The sequence below is a fragment of the Bombella apis genome, from assembly GCF_018221685.1.
GTDB lineage: Bacteria > Pseudomonadota > Alphaproteobacteria > Acetobacterales > Acetobacteraceae > Bombella > Bombella apis.
The window spans coordinates 302,955-319,756 of the sequence record NZ_JAGJTM010000004.1 but is presented as its reverse complement, the minus strand read 5'-3'; the positions used below and the strand labels follow the sequence as shown (position 1 = coordinate 319,756).

Here is a 16,802-nt window from a genome sequence, read left to right as displayed (position 1 = left end):
ACGGCATGGCGAGGATGACGCACCAGACGCGTCATGACACCATGTGGCCTGAAACGCCGGAAAAGCGTTTTCTGGCAGCTCAACCCGGGCCCAAATCCGGGGGAGACCTCTCCCCCGGAGAAAGGTCGAAAATCAGCGGCGCAGGCCGAGACGTTCGATCAGAGTCTTGTAGCGCTCTTCGCTCTTGCGCTTCAGATAATCCAGCAGCGCACGACGGCGACCGACCAGCATCAGCAGACCACGACGGGAGTGGAAGTCCTTGTTGTGGCTCTTCATGTGCTCGGTCAGGTTCACGATGCGCTCGGTCAGCAGGGCGACCTGCACTTCCGGGGAGCCCGTATCACCTTCGGCACGACGGTATTCAGCGATAAGCTGGCTGCGACGTTCAGCTGTAATCGACATCCTGTTCTCCAAAAAACAAATGATTTTCCAACATTCTGACTGCCCGCAACCGCCCTTCGGCAACCCGGCACAGCCCGATGACATGCTCCCCGATCATGACCCGCCAGAGTGGAACAGTCTCCACCCCATCGGGCACGCCCCCCTCAAGATGGGCCAGCGTGACAGCCTGCCCACAGATCAGGGATTTTCCTTCCGCTTTCGTGACGGCCAGCGCCGGGATGTCGACCAGCGCGGTCGCCGCCTCCAGCAGAGGAACCGGAAGAACACATGCCTTGTCTCTAGTTTCGTCCGTTTTGTCCAGCCCTAACTGTTCTGCTGAACAAGCATGGGAAAGATCAAACGGCCCGCATTTTGTGCGCCGCAGAACAGAGATATGCCCCACAGTACCACAGGCCAGAGCAATATCCCGCGCAAGCGACCGCATATAAACCCCCTTGCCTGACTGGACGTCAAAAACGGCCGTATCGGCATCGGGGCGGTCCACGAGAGTAATCGAATCGATTCGAGCAGGACGGGGGGGAAGTTCCGGCGGACGCCCCGCCCGGGCCAGATCGTAAGCCCGCTGCCCACCGACACGAAGAGCCGAAAAAACTGGAGGCACCTGCATCACATCCCCGCAAAGCGAAGGCAATACAGCCCTGATATCTTCATCCGATGGCCGGACATCGGACGTTGCAAGAACATCACCCTCCCGGTCATCCGTCGTCCGGCTTTCACCAAAAGAGAGGGTAAACCGATACCGTTTGGTTGCATCCATGATGTACGGAATGGTGCTGGTTGCCTTGCCAAAGGCGATCGGCAGAACACCTGACGCCAGAGGATCCAGAGTCCCGCCGTGGCCGGCCTTGCGTCCATCAAAAAAACGCAGCAGCCGGTTGACCATCGTTGTGGAACTCGGCCCCAATGGCTTGTCCAGAATCAGCCAGCCATGGATGTCCCTGCCTCTCTTGCGTGCCATCAGTATTCTGGCCCGGCCTCAGTCTTCATCATCCAAAGCCTGGTCACGGTGCAGGTCCCGCTGGACCTCTGGCGAGCGCAGGATGCTCTCCACTTCCATCGCATGCTCCAGAGACGTATCAGGCTGAAAATGCAGCTCCGGCACTGTCCTCAGACGCAGGGCTGCGGAAAGACGTTTCCGCAGGAAAGAGGCCACACGCTTCAGAGCTGGCAGGACAGCCTCAACATCATCTCGCCCCAGACGTGTGACGAACACCGTTGCATGGCGCAGGTCCGGTGAAATACGGACCTCCGTTACCGTGATGGTCACACCATAGAGTTCCGGGTCGCGGAACTCCGTTCTGGCAAACAGTTCTGCGAGAACATGGCGGACCTCTTCAGCTACACGCAGCTGGCGGGTGCTTGGGCCGACGGCGCTTTCACCCGCCGGCCCGAGGAGGTCAAAGGAAGGCCGCGTCTTCAAGCCGGGATCTCTTCCATCTCATAGCATTCAACCACATCACCTTCCCGCAGGTCGTTGTAACCGGCGAAGGAAAGGCCGCACTCATAATTATGAGCCACTTCACGGACATCATCCTTGAAGCGTTTCAGCTGGCTCAGCTCACCCTCATGAATGACGACGTTGTCACGCAGCAGGCGTACGCCACAGCCACGTTTGACGACACCCTCGGTGACGTAGCACCCGGCAACCTTGCCGACCTTGGTAATGTTGAAGACCTGACGGATCTCTGCATAACCAAGGAACTTCTCCCGATGCTTCGGTGCGATACGTCCTTTGACCAGCTTCTCCACATCATCAGAGACCTGATAGATGATGGAATAGTAGCGGATGTCCACACCATCACGCTGGGCCAGCTCACGGGCCTGAACGGTAGCCCGCACATTGAAAGCAATGATGACAGCATTGGACGCCTTGGCCAGCTGCACGTCACTTTCGGTGATCTGACCAACGCTGGCATTCAGCACCCGCACGGCCACTTCCTCATGGGAGAGCTTCTCCACCGTTGCCTGAATGGCTTCGGCAGAACCCTGCACGTCCGCCTTGACGATCAGGGCCACTTCCTTCTGCTCACCAGCCTGGATGCGGGCCAGCATCTGGTCCAGCGTACCACGGGCAGCAACCTGCATGGCGGTGGCCTTCTCCCGGGCCTTGCGCTGGCGGAACTCGCTGATCTCACGGGCACGGTTCTCGCTATCGACAACCACAAACGGCGCACCGGCATCCGGCACCCCGCTCATGCCCAGAATCTCGACCGGCACGGACGGTCCAGCCTTCTTGATCTGCTTGCCATGATCATCAAGCAGCGCACGGACACGACCCCAATGGGCTCCGGCCACCACGATGTCCGTCCGGTTGAGCGTCCCTTTCTGGACCAGCACCGTTGCCACGGAACCACGGCCACGATCTAGGCGGCTCTCGATGACGGCACCCTCGGCAATCCGGTTCGGATTCGCCTTCAGGTCAAGAATCTCGGCCTGAAGCAGGATGGCTTCCAGCAGACGGTCAAGACCATCACGCTTGAGGGCGGAGACCTCCACCTCCTGCGTGTCGCCACCCATGCTCTCCACCACGATCTCATGGTTCAGCAGCTCATTGCGGACACGGTCCGGATTGGCGCCAGGCTTGTCCATCTTGTTGATGGCCACGATGATCGGCGCATTGGCAGCCTTGGCATGTTTGATGGCCTCAATCGTCTGCGGCATCACACCATCATCAGCAGCCACCACCAGAACGACAATGTCCGTCACGGAAGCGCCACGGGCACGCATGGAGGTGAAGGCTTCATGGCCCGGTGTATCGATGAAGGTTACCTTCTGACCGGAAGCCACGGTTACCTGATAGGCACCGATATGCTGGGTAATCCCACCAGCCTCGCCATGAGCCACGTCTGTCGTGCGCAGGGCATCCAGCAGGGAGGTCTTGCCATGGTCTACATGGCCCATCACCGTCACGACCGGCGGACGGGGCTTCATGTCTTCCGGCTTGTCCTCAATGCCCTCGATGCCCAGCTCAACGTCACTGTCTGCCACACGCTTGATGCGATGGCCGAATTCACTCACGACAAGCTCGGCCGTATCACCATCGATGCTCTGGGCAGCCGTTGCCATGACGCCCATCTTCATCAGCATCTTGATGACCTCGCCCTGACGGGCAGCCATACGGTTGGCCAGTTCACCCACGGTGATGGTTTCCGGCACGGTCACGTCACGCACGACACGAACCTGATCGGAACGCAGGCGCTCCAGCTCGGCCTGACGGCGCTCGCGGTCACGCTGACGCCGGACGGAAGCCAGCGAACGGGTCTTGCCGTCATCACCTTCAATGGCGGCACGGACGTCAATACGGCCTGACCGACGGTCCTGACCACCACCCCCGCTGCGGCGGGGCGAAGAACGGCGGGACGACGGAGAAGAACGCCGGGCGCCACCGGCACCGCCACGACGGGAAGGCCCTGCTCCCTCGTCATCGGCACCTCCCACGGCCCCAGTGCGTCCCCGCAGGTGCAGCGTCTCGCTGGCGTCATTGCTGGAACGGGCTGAAGAAGCCCGTGAAGACGCCGCCGTATTCAGCGGGCGGCTCGGCATGATGGCCCGCTCGGCCAGCGGACGCAGACGCTTGGTCGGCTCGGCCAGCTGCACACCCCCGGTCGTGGAACCCGTCAGCGGCGGCGGCACCTTCCGTTCAGCTTCCTGGCGACGGGCTGCAACTTCGGCCTTCTTGCGAACTTCTTCCTCGGCCGCACGGCTCCGGGCCTCTTCCTCTTCCTGGGCACGACGGCTTTCGGCCTCAGCCTTCTGCCGGGCCTCTTCCTCAGCAGCGGAACGGATACGGATCTTCTCGGCTTCCCGGCGGGCTTCCTCTTCTGCCTCACGCCGGGCAGCCTCTGCGGCGGCCTCAGCCAGAACGCGCTGGCGCTTTTCCTGCTCGGAAGCCGTCAGGCCACGGACACCAGCCGTGGCACGACCGCCACGCCCCCCTGCGGCCCCGCTTCTCTTGGGCTTGCGCACTTCAACCCGGACCTCCTTGGAGCGCCCATGGCTGAAGCTCTGTCTTACAGAGCCAGCCTCTACGGTCCGCCCCACGTCCTTGCGTCCTGCCGGACGCAGGGACAGGCGGCCGGAGCTCTTGCCCTGCCCTTCTTTTGGGGTGGTCCCCTTTGGAGTTCCGTTCTGGTTGCGCTCGTTGCCGTCGCTCATAATTTCTGCCTGTTCCTTACTGCCCTACCGTATCAGGGCCCGGGAGCGTGCCTTCGGCCACCCCCGCAAATCTCTTATATTCTGCCTTCAGCCGCTCTGCCAGAGCGCCAGGAGCCATCACGGCATAAACCGCACGCTCCCTCCCGAAGGACGCTGCCAGGATATCCCCCGGCACCCAGACCACCGGCAGCTCCCGCTGGCCTGACAGCAGACGGGCCACCTCATCCTGGCTCGCACCTGCTGCACAAATGACAACCCCGACTCTGCCAGCAACGATCCGTTCCCGACACTTCTGGAACCCACAGACCGCCTCACCAGCGCGTCGGCCCAGACTGATACCATCCAGAAGGCGCTTTGCCAAACCATCCCTGAGAGACTCCACAAGCCCCACAGGCACGTCCACCTTCTGCCGCGCCGCCCGGGAGAAGGCCCGAGCCAGCTGTCCATCTTCCAGAACAGCCCTGTCCGCCTGCACCCACATGCCACGCCCGGGCAGCCGGGCGGCAAGGTCCGCCACGATCTGGCCATCGGGCCCGACGACAAACCGTATCATGTGACACGGCTCACCATGTGTGCGGCTGATCAGACAGCGCCGCCGGGATGAGGCACGACGCCCCCGCCCGGACGGGCCATCATCCACATCGGGGATATGATCCTCAGTCGTGACCCGAGTCTCCTTCACCAGCTCCCTCGTCACCCTCAAACCAGTGGGCACGAGCGGCCATGATGATCTCATTGGCCTCGGCTTCCTCAAGTGGCTCATCACCACCCAGAAGCTCGATCAGCTCATCGGCAGCGAGGTCGGCCAGGTCATCCAGCGTCCTGATCCCCTTCTCCCCGAGTTCAACCAGAACCTGGAGGGAGAAGACACCAAGATTGACCAGATCATCACTGACACCCAGCTCACGACGCCGCTCATCCAGCGCCTGCTCACGACTGGCCAGATAATTGTTGGCACGGTTCATCAGCTCTTCGGCCACTGCCTCATCGAAACCTTCAATGTCGTGCAGCTCTGCCGGGTCGGCATAGGCCAGGTCCTCGATGGTATGATAGCCCTCGGTTACCAGCAGTCCGGCAATGACGTCGTCCACATCCAGCTCATTGACGAACTGGCTGGTCCGCTTGCGGAACTCTTCCTGACGGCGTTCCGATTCCTCAGCTTCGGTCAGGATGTCGATGTCCCAGCGGGTCAGCTGGCTGGCAAGGCGAACATTCTGCCCACGCCGACCAATGGCCAGTGAGAGCTGCTCATCCGGCACCACGACCTCGACCCGGCCGGCATCCTCATCCATCACCACCTTGGTCACCTCAGCAGGCGCCAGGGCATTCACCACGAAGGTAGCCGCATGGGGACTCCAGGGGATGATGTCGATCTTCTCCCCCTGAAGTTCCGCCACAACAGCCTGCACACGGGACCCACGCATACCCACGCAGGCACCGACCGGATCGATGGAGGCATCACGGGACTCGACAGCCATCTTGGCACGGGAACCCGGATCACGGGCCACGGCCTTGATCTCGATGATCCCGTCATAGATTTCCGGCACTTCCTGCGCAAACAGTTTGGCCAGGAAGCCCGGATGGGTACGGGAGAGGAAAATCTGCGGCCCGCGGGGCTCGTCACGCACATCGTAAATGTAGGCGCGAATGCGGTCGGAGTTGCGGAACTCCTCACGGGGGATCATTTCATCACGACGCAGCAGCCCTTCGGCCTGACCGCCCAGCTCCACCATAAGGTTGCCGTATTCGGTCTGCTTGAGCGTCCCGTTGATGATCTCACCCACACGGTCCTTGAACTCGTCATACTGGCGTTTGCGCTCATACTCACGCACACGCTGGACGATCACCTGTTTGGCTGTCTGCGCCGCAATACGGCCGAAATCGATCGGCGGCAGAGGATCGACGATAAACTCACCTTCCTGGATCTCAGGCCGGAATTTCCGGGCGATCTTCAAGGGAATCTGGGCATCCTCATTTTCCACAACCTCGACAGCTTCCGTCCAGCGGCTCAGCCGGACCTCTCCCGTCTTGCGATCGATCGTGGCACGGATGTCCTTCTCATGCCCATATTTCGCACGGCCAGCCTTCTGGATGGCCTGCTCCATGGCTTCGAGCACCTGCTCACGATCAATATTCTTTTCCCTTGAGACCGCATCAGCAACCAGAAGCAGCTCAGGACGGGTAACAGATGTGTCCATCAGATCGGACCTCCAACCAGCATAAGACGGGTCATCAGTTTTTCTTCCCCGGCTTTTTGGGTTTCAGCTTTGGCGCCCGGCGGGTCCTGCCATCGGCCTCGGCTTCGTCTTCCTGCGCCACGCCTGCCAGCGCAGCACTTGCCTCAATCAGCTCATCCGTCAGGACCAGCCGTGCCTTGCGCATGTCATCCAGCGGCAGGGCCACTTCCTGCCCGTCATCCAGACGAAGCAGGCCAAGCCCGTCACGCTCGCCAAGGACAATACCGGCAAAACGCTTGCGACCATCCAGCGGAACCTCCAGCTCCACCTTGGCCAGATGCCCGGCAAAACGCTCCCAGTCCTTCGCCCGGGTCAACGGACGGTCGATCCCGGCAGAGGAAACCTCCAGCATCCATGCCCCTGGTATCGGGTCATCCACATCCAGCACAGCGCCCACTGCGTGGCTGATCTGCTCGCAGTCATCAACACTGATGAGCGAGCCATCGGCACGGTCGGCCATGACCTGGACGGTCGGTGTCTCATGCCCGAGAACCGAGAGGCGTACCAGCTCGTACCCCATGTCGGCCAGAGTCGGGGCAATCCTGTCCGCAATGCGTGCTTCCAGCCCGCTCAGACGGCGGATACCATGGGAGCTTTCACCCTCATGAAACGGAGCGGATGGACCGGACTGGTCCGACGATGTGGAAAAATGATCCAAAACAAAAAAGGCGGCCCGTCAGGGCCACCCCCCAAAAGAGCGGAAAGTGAAAACATCTCCCTGATACGACAGAGCCACACCCAATGCAAGCACTTCCCGCCCGCAACTGCTCGACAGGGAAAAGATGAAAGAAACGCCATTCTGCCTTCCTGCCCTTATGGTATATGGTGATGCGAAATGACAGCCATGAACCAGCCTTCCCCCTCTCCCGAACCACAGAAACAGCCTCTCTGGCGCCCCGTGGCCGTGGTTGCGGCCGTTGTGGGACTGGGGGGCGCCCTTCTGGCATGGCATGGCCAGCCATCTCCGCATGATGCCGCCCAGCCAACACCACAACCCCAGGCGGCGGAACAGGCCATTCCCATGGCGGCAGGCTCACTCCCGCTCTCCATGCTTCCCCCAGATGATGCAGCCCGGGCCATTGCCCGCAGCACAATCCCTGCCCAGCAGAAACCTGCCCTTCTGGCCGCACTCAAGGACAACCGCATCCGGCTGGCAGCCCTCCCCCTGGCCGATGCGGCAGGCCATGCGGGACAGATGCTGACCGTAAGCAGCAGTGGCATCAGCCAGCAGATCATCCTCGGCCCCAGAGCACAGGCCGTGCTGCTCCCCATCGCCCGGGAAGGCATCGTCACACTGACACGCACCAGTCCAGCAGGCATGGGCCCCGTATCCATTGCAACGCTGGACATGTTCCATAATGTCGTGGTCCTGCCTCCCCTTACCCCTGCCAGCCCTTCCTTCGCCATCCCGGTGGTTGTCCAGTAGCTGTCAGGAAAAGGACTTGACCCCATCCCGGCCTGCCAGTGAAAACAGGGGGTTCCCCTCCCGGCAGGATGCAGAAGCCCATGATGAAATCCCTGATCCCCTGGCTCTCCCGCATGATGCCCCTGATGATGGCGGCCTTCCTGATACTGGCGGCTGTCCAGCTGGCTCTCATGGTCCATCTCTCCCCCACAACCCTGCTGCATGCGCTGCTCGTTGCTGCCAACTGGGCCCGCCCCGGCTATCTTCCCGCCGGGATCGCCGGGCTTGCCCTCTCTCTTGCCGGGGTGTTCTACTGTCTCTCGTCCGACCGTCTGGCCCGCCGTGGCCTGCGCCACAGAAAGAGTCTTCTCATGGATGTTCTCAGCCGTCTGACCAACCGCACCGCTCTGGAGGAAATGCTGGCACGCCAGCAGCGTGAGAGTGCCATCAATGCTGAGGAGCTGGCCGCTGCCCTGCGTGCCCGTGTCATCGGGCAGGACCAGGTCTGCGAGGATATTGCCCAGCAGCTGCGCCGCCGGCTGGCTCTCCAGAACCGTGACCGTCCCGTCGGGGTCTTCCTCCTTGCTGGGCCGCCCGGTACCGGCAAGACCTATCTGGCCAAGCAGATTGCCAACCAGACGGAGCGCCCGCTGCTGCATTTCGACATGACCCAGATGTCCAGCCCGCATGCTGCCACACAGCTTTTCGGCTCTCCCAAAGGCTATGTTGGGTCTGACACGTTCGGGCGGCTGACAGGTGGCCTGAAGGAAAATCCCGATGCCGTCGTCCTGCTGGATGAGATCGAAAAGGCCCACCCGGACGTCTTCAAGAAATTCCTTACGGCCTGGAATGACGGCCATGTAACGGAAGCCTCCACCAACGAGCTGGTACCAACCACACGGGCCATCTTTGTTCTGACATCAAACATTGCCACGGATGCTCTCAGTGCCATTGCGGACAGGCTGGCTGACGAGCCCGAGAAAATGCGGGCCGAATCGACCGAAGCCCTGCGTCGGGCCGGGTTTGCGCCGGAGGTCCTGAACAGGCTGGACCGCATCTTCGTATTCCGTGCGCTGCGGGGGCTGGACCTCGCCCGTGTGGCTGCTCTGGAAATTGAGCAGATGATCCGTGGCTACGGGCTGAATGTTGAAGCCGGTGGCATCGACCCTGCCCTTCTCTTCGAAATCCTTCAGCGCCAGCAGAAACTGGGCAGCATGGCCAGTGCCCGGGATATTCTCCGGTCCATTGAAGACATGATCAGCGACAGCCTCATCACGGCCCGCCAGCAGGGACGCACCCATGTCCACCTCGTCATGGAAGGAGAAGGACGCATCCGGGCTGAAACAAGCGAAGAGCCTCAGGAAAGAATGAACAAGGCCAGCCTGTGAAGCATCTCCTCCGTACCTGCATCTCCCTTTGGAAGCAGGCCCCCCTGTGGCGCCTCTCCTTCATGATCGGGCTTGGCGGGCTGGTGATGGCAGCCTTTTTCCCAACCCCCTGGCTGAAAAAACAGGCTCCCTGGCTCCCCGGCATGGCGCCGACAGCAACGCACGCTCCTCACGATTCAGCTCATGCAGACGGCGGCCCGGGCGATGCTGACAATACACCCTCCGGGCCGATGCCGGTGCATCTGCAATATCCCAGCATGTCTGAGATTGTACGGGATCGTGTTATCCTGGGTGGCCATACCATTCCTCTACCCAAAGGAGAGTGGCACCCCATTCTCTCCGCCCAGATCAGCAACGAGTCCCCCCTCTCTTTTCTGGCTCTTGTCCGTACACATCAGGGGGCCATTACCGGCCTCATCATCGCCCAGGCAACCCAGCAGCCCATTGCTCTGGACCGGGCTGGGAACGTGACGGGCATCTGCCATGATGACCGCAACTTCCTCAATCACAGCCTGCCGGTCTCTCCAGCAGGAGAAGACTGCATCGGCTCTGGTACTGTGGTGATACAGGGCAATGATGTCAGCACCAATCCACTCATCAACCAGTCCATCGCCCGCTTGCAGGCCCTCGGCGTCACGCCCATCCCCCCCCTGTTTCTGGCTGTCCAATGGCGACACGTCGCTACCACGACGGATGGTCAGGCCCAGGTTGGCCTTGTGGACACGCTGATTCCACCACTGGACCAGCAGACCCACCAGCTGCTTGCCCCCATTCCCGTCTGGTCCAGGGATGCGCTGTCACCCTACCCCGAGGCCAGAACATTCCTGACCAGGATGCGCAGCTGGGCGCTGGAGTGGCAAAAGGCCCTGCAGCTGGGGTTCGGGAACCAGTTGCAGGGTCACACCCCGCCACCGGACCCGCTGATCCCCTGATGGGGCCTTCAGTGATGCCCCTTGGCGACGACGCGCCCCATGCGCTTCTCCGCCATGCGGGCGAGGCGCACAAAAGGCAGGCCAACCAGAAGATAGGCCAGACCGACCATGAGCCCCGTGCCGATATAGTCATAATAGGTTGACGAGAGACGGATATAGGTCTGGCTCAGCTCTGTCAGCGTGATAACGGAAACGAGGGAACTGTCCTTGAGCAGGGCAATGAAATCGTTCGTCATGACGGGTACGACCGTGCGGAAGGCCTGCGGAACGATCACGAGCCGGAGGGCCTGCATGTGGGTCATGTTCAGGGCGATGGCCGCTTCCATCTGCCCACGGGGAACAGAAAGCAGCCCCGCCCGGTAATTTTCCGCCTCATAGGCCGCATAATTCAGCCCCAGCGACAGCACGCCCGCCGCAAAAGGCGACAGACGCAGACCAAAAGCAGGCAGTCCATAGAAAATGAACAGCACCTGTATCAGCAACGGCGTGCCCCGCACGATCTCCACATACAGCCCGGCCAGCCAGCGTAACGGTGCCACCCCGTAGGCCCGGGCCAGAGCCAGCACCAGCCCCATCGCCACGGCAAGCACCATCGCCAGAGCCGACACGCCCAGCGTCATCAACGCCCCACTGCCTATCAGAGGCAGAAAACTGACATAACGGTGAACCATGGCCTGCACACTGCTGCCGGACATCCGCTCCATCGTCTGGCGGTAATCCACCCAGGCCGTTGGCTGGACTGTTGAGAGAGTCTGATCCCCCGTGTAATCGGCCATCTGCGGCGTCCAGAGATTCCAGCGGGCCAGAATCTGATGCAGGGTGCCATCGCTCATGAGATCACCCAGAACGGAATCCACAGCATCACGCAGGCCGGGATTGTTCTTAGGGAAGGCAATTCCATAAGCCACACGACCGATCGGCGGCCCAACGAGCTTCAGATCATCCGACCGGTAATAAAGGGCAATAGGCTCATCAATCAGAATGGCATCAAGACGTCCGTTCTTCAGGTCAGAAAACAGATTTGTCTCTTCATCATAAGAACGCACATTGGCCGGATCGTGATCCAGCAGAAGACGCTCGGCAGCCGTGCTCTTGATGGTCCCGACCACATGGCCTTTCAGGGCATCAAGCGTGTCCAGCCCTTTTTCATCATTCCGCAGGACAATCCGATCCACCGTCACATAATAGGGCCGGGAAAAAAGCACGGCAGCCTTATGCTCCGGCGTCATCTCGATACCATCAATGACCAGGGCATACAGGTCCCGTGAGAGGCCGGGGATCAGCCCGTCCCAGCCATTCTGTACGAAACGCCCATGCCGTCCCATCCGGGCGCTGATGGTCTGCATCAGGTCATATTCAAAACCTGTCATCCGCCCTTCATGGGCTGGATCGTGAAAGACGTAAGGCACGTTGGCCTCTCCGTCCGACGCCCAGGGAAGGTCCCTGTCATCCGTAGCACCGGGAACCCGCAGGGAAGCTACTGCTGGAGTACCGCCTTCAGCCCAGGCAGGAGCGGACAGACCTGCCATACCCCACAGCCCGAACAGGGCCAGAGCCAGCGCAAACCTCACACGCTTCATCACCGTGCCCCCATTCATCAAAGGAGTGTCCGCAGGAAACGCCGGGTTCCTGCCTCACGCGGGTTGGCGAACATCACATCGGGGTCGCCACTTTCCACAATCTGTCCAGCTTCCATGAACAGCACACGATCCGAGGCCGCCCGGGCGAAACGCATGTCGTGCGTCACGACGAGCTGGGTCATGCCTTCTGCATCCAGCGCCCTCATGACAGACAGCACCTCTTCGGAAAGTTCCGGGTCCAGAGCGGATGTCGGCTCATCATACAGCATGACGGAAGGCTTCATCGCCAGAGCCCGGGCAATGGCCGCACGCTGCTGCTGCCCGCCGGACAGACGGTCCGGGTAACGGTTCTTCACGGCGGCAAGGCCAACCTTCTCCAGCAGTTCGCAGGCAACATGCTTCGCCTGCGTCTCACTCATGCGTTTGACCTGCATGGGGGCCAGCATGACGTTCTCCAGCACCGTGCGATGTGGAAACAGGTTGAAGGACTGGAAGACCATGCCCACATGGCTGCGCAGACGGTGGGCCTGAACCTCGTCCGCACGGCGCCATGAGCCCGTACTGGCCACGGTCACATCCTCAACCCGCACCTCTCCGGCATCGGGATGTTCCAGAAAATTGAGACAGCGGAGGAACGTTGATTTCCCACAGCCGGACGGCCCGATGATGGAAATCAGCTCCCCACGTTCCACTTCCAGAGAAATTCCCCGCAGAATTTCATTCCCGGCGAAAGACTTGGCGATACCGGTCGCCTTCAGCACCCAGTCAGTCAGTTCCGAACATCCTCCTGCACGCTACAACATGGACAACCATCCTGTAGTCATTCACCATGCGCTTTCTTAACCATAACCACCCTTCAAGCAAAACATCCTTTTCTGTATTTTCCACCCGGAAGGGCATATTTTTCTCCCGGACCTTCCCTAGGCCCCTTCCAGCTCCACATGAAACATCACCATGGCCTCCAGCACCTCATGCCCGCCTGCCTCTCCACCACAATCCCTTCTCCGGCTGGATCATGTCCGGCTGGAGCGGGCAGGACGCTGTCTGGTCCCTGATCTCTCCCTGAACCTCGCTACCGGTGATGCCCTACTCCTTACCGGGCCAAATGGTACGGGCAAGTCATCACTTCTGCGGCTGATGGCAGGGCTGTGTCCCCCTGCTGGAGGCACAGTGACCCGCCGGGCCGACATTGCCTGGCTTGGCCCTGCTGACGCCCTGAAATCCACCCTGACGGTCGAGCAGAATCTCTGTCTCTTCATGCCTCATGGGACAGAAACCATCCATGCTGCCCTGAAGCGTCTGGCGCTGGCCCATCTTCTGGACTGCCCTGTCCGCCTGCTCTCGCTGGGGCAAAAACGTCGTGTAGCCCTGAGCCGCCTGCTGCTCCTTCCCGATGCCCGGCTGTGGCTGCTGGATGAGCCTGCCAATGGTCTGGATGCTGCCAGCCTTGCCCTACTGGAGACCCTGCTGGCGGAGCATCGTGCCCGTGGGGGGGCCGTAGCCATTGCCTCCCATGCGCCACTATCCCTACCGGGCAGCCAGCACCTCACACCCGGCATGGTGGCACCATCCATCACGCCAGACATGGCCATGCAAACCCCGCCAGTGCAGGAGAAGCCAGCCTCGAAAGAGACCCTTCATCCATTGCTCCTGCATCTGCGCCGGGAGCTGCATCTGGCCCGCCTGAACGGTGCCGAAACCGTAGGGGGGCTGCTGTTCCTGACAGTCTGCAGCACACTTTTTCCTCTTGCCCTCGGCCCCACCCCCGCCCTGCTCCAGCAGACCGGCCCGGCCATTCTGTGGGTCTGTACCCTGCTGGCCTCACTCCTGCCACTGGAGCGCCTCTATGATGAAGATGCGGAAGACGGATCACTGGACATGCTCCAGATCACCCTGCACCCTGCCTTCATTGCGCTGGGAAAAATGTTCGCCCACTGGGTGACAGGTGGACTGCCCATCCTGCTGGCCACCCCTCTGCTGGCCCCGTTCTTCCAGCTGCCAGCCCATAACCTGACGGTGCTCATGCTCAGCCTTACTCTGGGCAGCCTGACCCTCTCTCTCACAGGGGGCATGACAGCGGCCATAACACTGGGAGCACGCCGCAACAGCCTTCTGCTCCCCGTGCTGACACTGCCGCTGATGACTCCTGGTCTCATCTTCGGCACACTGGCCTGCACCACCCCGACAGGAACAGCCTGTACGGCCAATCTGAGCCTTCTGGCGGCCCTTTTCCTTCTGGCCCTGCCGAGCTGCCCCCTCATCGCTGGAGCCAGCCTAAAAGAAGCACGGGGCTGACCATAAAAAAAGCCGCTCCCTGCTACGGGAACGGCTTTCTGAACGGACAGGCCGAAGCAGAAATCTTCAGGCTTTAGCGGCCTGAAGTTTCGCCACGAAATTCTCCAGCCAGTGAATGGTATATTCACCCTTCTGGAACTCCGGGTCTGCCAGAATTTTCTGATGCAAAGGGATGACCGTCTTCACCCCCTCCACCACACACTCCGTCAGGGCCCGCTGCATGCGGCTGATGGCCAGCGCACGGGTGGGAGCATGAACGATCAGCTTGGCAATCATGCTGTCGTAATAGGGAGGCACCCTGTAACCGGCAAAGAGCGCACTGTCCATACGGACACCAAGACCACCGGGAGCATGGAACACCTTGACCGTCCCCGGGTTGGGCGCAAAGGTTTCCGGGTCCTCGGCGTTGATGCGGCACTCGATGGCATGGCCGTTCATCACGATGTCTTCCTGCCGGTAGCTCAGCTTTTCACCAGCGGCCACACGGATCTGCTCCCGCACGAGGTCCACATCGCAGACCATTTCCGTCACCGGATGTTCCACCTGAAGGCGGGTATTCATCTCAATGAAGCAGAACTGCCCGTCCTGATACAGGAACTCGAGCGTACCGGCATTGCGATACCCCATGCGTGACAGGGCATCCGTAACTGTTTTGCCAATCTCGTTGCGCTGCTCTGGCGTGATGACGGGGGAACCGGCTTCCTCCAGCAGCTTCTGATGGCGACGCTGGAGGGAGCAGTCACGCTCCCCGAAATGCACGACATTGCCGTGCGTGTCACCCATGATCTGAAGCTCGATATGACGGGGCTTGTCGAGATATTTCTCCAGATAGACCTCGTCATTGCCAAAAGCGGCACGGGCTTCCGTCCGGGCCACGCTCCAGGCTTCCTCCAGCTCATCAGCTGTCTGGGCTACCTTCATGCCACGACCACCACCACCGGCAGCGGCCTTGATGAGCACCGGATACCCGACACGGGCCGCAACTTCCCGGGCCTCGTCCAGGCTCCGCAGGGCCCCGTCCGACCCGGGCACCAGCGGCACGCCGAGGGCCTCCATGGTCGTTTTGGCGGTGATCTTGTCACCCATCATGCGGATGTGCTCGGCTGTCGGGCCAATGAAGGCGATGCCGTGCTCCTCCACCGTTTCGGCGAATTCCGCATTTTCGGAAAGGAAGCCATAGCCCGGATGGATGGCCTCTGCTCCGGTGATGGTGGCGGCAGAAAGAATAGCCGCCACATTCAGGTAAGAATCACGGGAGCTTGGCGGCCCGATGCAGACAGCCTCATCGGCCAGACGCACATGCATGGCGTCAGCATCTGCCGTGGAATGCACCGCCACCGTCTTGATGCCCATCTCCCGGCAGGCGCGCAGCACCCTCAGGGCAATCTCGCCACGATTGGCTATCAGGATCTTGGAAAACATCACTCGATGATCGCCAATGTTGCCCCGAATTCAACCGGATCGCCAGATGCCACGCAGTAGCGGACCAGCTTGCCTGCACGCGGTGCCTTGATCTGGTTGAAGGTCTTCATCGCCTCGATGAGCATGATGGTCTGCCCGGCAGCGACCTGGCCTCCTTCCTGCACGAACGGAGGGGAGGAGGGGTCCGGTGTCAGATAGGCCACGCCCACCATCGGGCTGGGAACAGCGCCAGGATGGGATGACGGGTCTGCCGGGGCCACGGCCTCTTCCGCCACGGGGGCGGGAGCCGCAGCAGGAGCAGCGGCCACGGGAGCAGCCGCAGCCTGTACGGTCACATTCCGGGCAACACGAAGGCGGCTGTCGCCTTCGGAAACTTCAATCTCGGTCAGGCCTGTATCCGTCAGGATATCGGCCAGTGCCCGAATGGCCTCCTTGTCCACGAGCATACGGCTCATCCTTCATCCTCAATCATATCTGCCACCGCCTGGAGAGCATGGGCATACCCGCGTATCCCCAGCCCGCAGATGACTCCACGGGCTGCCTGTGAAACATACGTGTGATGACGAAATGCTTCCCGGCGATGAATGTTAGACATATGCACCTCAATCACTGGCAGCTCAACAGCCAGCAGCGCATCAAGCAAAGCAATCGATGTGTGCCCATAGGCCGCAGGATTTATGACAATACCGCTTGCACGGCCCCGGCATTCCTGCACCCATGACACAAGCTCCCCCTCGCCATTGGTCTGGCGGAAGTCGATCGTCACATCGAGCCGCTCCGCAGCCTGAAGGCACAGCTGCTCCACATCATCCAGTGTGGCTTCGCCGTAAATCTCAGGCTGCCGCAGCCCCAGCATATTCAGGTTCGGTCCGTTCAGGACAACAATAAGAGGTCGCTTCATCCGAACGGCTGATAGCACCTTCATCTTCATCAGGTAAAGCCACTTCTTTTACAGTCTGGCACCGCAATCTTCATATGTTATCCAA

Annotated in this window: 16 protein-coding genes and 1 pseudogene; 5 read left to right on the top strand and 12 right to left on the bottom strand. The window is 61.0% G+C overall.

Annotated elements, in window-relative coordinates; genetic code table 11:
- Positions 1 to 132: 132 nt before the first annotated feature.
- The 7 genes from rpsO to rimP are packed head-to-tail and all read right to left on the bottom strand — an operon-like array spanning position 133 to position 7,377.
- Positions 133 to 402 carry a 30S ribosomal protein S15 gene (gene rpsO, locus J8Z04_RS04710; protein WP_043560974.1) on the bottom strand — a complete coding sequence of 90 codons (270 nt, stop codon included), beginning with the start codon at positions 400 to 402 and terminating at the stop codon, positions 133 to 135.
- Entirely contained in the window at positions 386 to 1,360 is a 975-nt protein-coding gene (gene truB, locus J8Z04_RS04705; RefSeq protein WP_043560977.1) for a tRNA pseudouridine(55) synthase TruB, read from the bottom strand. Before truB ends, rpsO begins: the two co-directional genes overlap by 17 nt.
- Before the next feature lie 18 nt (positions 1,361 to 1,378).
- On the bottom strand, positions 1,379 to 1,822 hold the full coding sequence (rbfA, locus tag J8Z04_RS04700; protein WP_192848613.1) for a 30S ribosome-binding factor RbfA: 444 nt from the start codon (positions 1,820 to 1,822) through the stop codon (positions 1,379 to 1,381).
- The gene (infB, locus tag J8Z04_RS04695; protein ID WP_154980974.1) at positions 1,819 to 4,557 is read right to left on the bottom strand and encodes a translation initiation factor IF-2; all 2,739 of its coding nucleotides are present in this window, start codon (positions 4,555 to 4,557) and stop codon (positions 1,819 to 1,821) included. The genes rbfA and infB overlap by 4 nt, the downstream gene beginning before the upstream one ends.
- 16 nt (positions 4,558 to 4,573) lie before the next feature.
- Positions 4,574 to 5,239 carry a DUF448 domain-containing protein gene (locus J8Z04_RS04690; protein ID WP_227449778.1) on the bottom strand — a complete coding sequence of 222 codons (666 nt, stop codon included), beginning with the start codon at positions 5,237 to 5,239 and terminating at the stop codon, positions 4,574 to 4,576.
- The gene (gene nusA, locus J8Z04_RS04685) at positions 5,214 to 6,755 is read right to left on the bottom strand and encodes a transcription termination factor NusA (protein ID WP_043560987.1); all 1,542 of its coding nucleotides are present in this window, start codon (positions 6,753 to 6,755) and stop codon (positions 5,214 to 5,216) included. The genes J8Z04_RS04690 and nusA overlap by 26 nt, the downstream gene beginning before the upstream one ends.
- Positions 6,756 to 6,789: 34 nt before the next feature.
- Positions 6,790 to 7,377 (bottom strand): ribosome maturation factor RimP, encoded by a 588-nt coding sequence (rimP, locus tag J8Z04_RS04680; RefSeq protein ID WP_081563379.1) that lies wholly within the window; start codon positions 7,375 to 7,377, stop codon positions 6,790 to 6,792.
- Between the two features lie 261 nt (positions 7,378 to 7,638).
- Here rimP and J8Z04_RS04675 point away from each other — a divergent pair, with 261 nt between their 5' ends.
- From J8Z04_RS04675 to J8Z04_RS04665, 3 genes are all read left to right on the top strand, one after another.
- Positions 7,639 to 8,220 carry a hypothetical protein gene (locus tag J8Z04_RS04675; RefSeq protein ID WP_043560990.1) on the top strand — a complete coding sequence of 194 codons (582 nt, stop codon included), beginning with the start codon at positions 7,639 to 7,641 and terminating at the stop codon, positions 8,218 to 8,220.
- Positions 8,221 to 8,303: 83 nt separating this feature from the next.
- Positions 8,304 to 9,587 carry an AAA family ATPase gene (locus J8Z04_RS04670; protein ID WP_086431826.1) on the top strand — a complete coding sequence of 428 codons (1,284 nt, stop codon included), beginning with the start codon at positions 8,304 to 8,306 and terminating at the stop codon, positions 9,585 to 9,587.
- The gene (locus J8Z04_RS04665) at positions 9,584 to 10,519 is read left to right on the top strand and encodes a hypothetical protein (protein ID WP_192848612.1); all 936 of its coding nucleotides are present in this window, start codon (positions 9,584 to 9,586) and stop codon (positions 10,517 to 10,519) included. The genes J8Z04_RS04670 and J8Z04_RS04665 overlap by 4 nt, the downstream gene beginning before the upstream one ends.
- Before the next feature lie 8 nt (positions 10,520 to 10,527).
- Here J8Z04_RS04665 and J8Z04_RS04660 read toward each other — a convergent pair whose 3' ends face one another.
- Positions 10,528 to 12,048 carry an ABC transporter substrate-binding protein/permease gene (locus tag J8Z04_RS04660; RefSeq protein ID WP_052349215.1) on the bottom strand — a complete coding sequence of 507 codons (1,521 nt, stop codon included), beginning with the start codon at positions 12,046 to 12,048 and terminating at the stop codon, positions 10,528 to 10,530.
- A gap of 68 nt (positions 12,049 to 12,116) precedes the next feature.
- Positions 12,117 to 12,860 (bottom strand): amino acid ABC transporter ATP-binding protein, encoded by a 744-nt coding sequence (locus J8Z04_RS04655; protein WP_052349171.1) that lies wholly within the window; start codon positions 12,858 to 12,860, stop codon positions 12,117 to 12,119.
- Between the two features lie 193 nt (positions 12,861 to 13,053).
- Here J8Z04_RS04655 and ccmA point away from each other — a divergent pair.
- Positions 13,054 to 13,635 (top strand): annotated as a pseudogene (gene ccmA / locus J8Z04_RS04650) (heme ABC exporter ATP-binding protein CcmA); the annotation flags it as partial.
- Between the two features lie 54 nt (positions 13,636 to 13,689).
- Positions 13,690 to 14,394, top strand: a complete 705-nt coding sequence (gene ccmB / locus J8Z04_RS04645) for a heme exporter protein CcmB (protein WP_192848643.1) — start codon at positions 13,690 to 13,692, stop codon at positions 14,392 to 14,394.
- Positions 14,395 to 14,460: 66 nt separating this feature from the next.
- Here the strand turns inward: ccmB and accC are convergent, their stop codons facing one another.
- From accC to aroQ, 3 genes are read right to left on the bottom strand one after another with little or no spacing between them, the layout of a single operon-like run.
- Positions 14,461 to 15,816, bottom strand: a complete 1,356-nt coding sequence (accC, locus tag J8Z04_RS04640) for an acetyl-CoA carboxylase biotin carboxylase subunit (protein WP_192848642.1) — start codon at positions 15,814 to 15,816, stop codon at positions 14,461 to 14,463.
- Complete coding sequence (locus J8Z04_RS04635) at positions 15,816 to 16,271, bottom strand: acetyl-CoA carboxylase biotin carboxyl carrier protein (RefSeq protein ID WP_043560999.1); 456 nt, start codon at positions 16,269 to 16,271, stop codon at positions 15,816 to 15,818. The genes accC and J8Z04_RS04635 overlap by 1 nt, the downstream gene beginning before the upstream one ends.
- Positions 16,268 to 16,717: a type II 3-dehydroquinate dehydratase gene (gene aroQ / locus J8Z04_RS04630; RefSeq protein ID WP_043561671.1), complete on the bottom strand. Its 450-nt coding sequence runs from the start codon at positions 16,715 to 16,717 to the stop codon at positions 16,268 to 16,270. The genes J8Z04_RS04635 and aroQ overlap by 4 nt, the downstream gene beginning before the upstream one ends.
- Between the last annotated feature and the right edge of the window lie 85 nt (positions 16,718 to 16,802).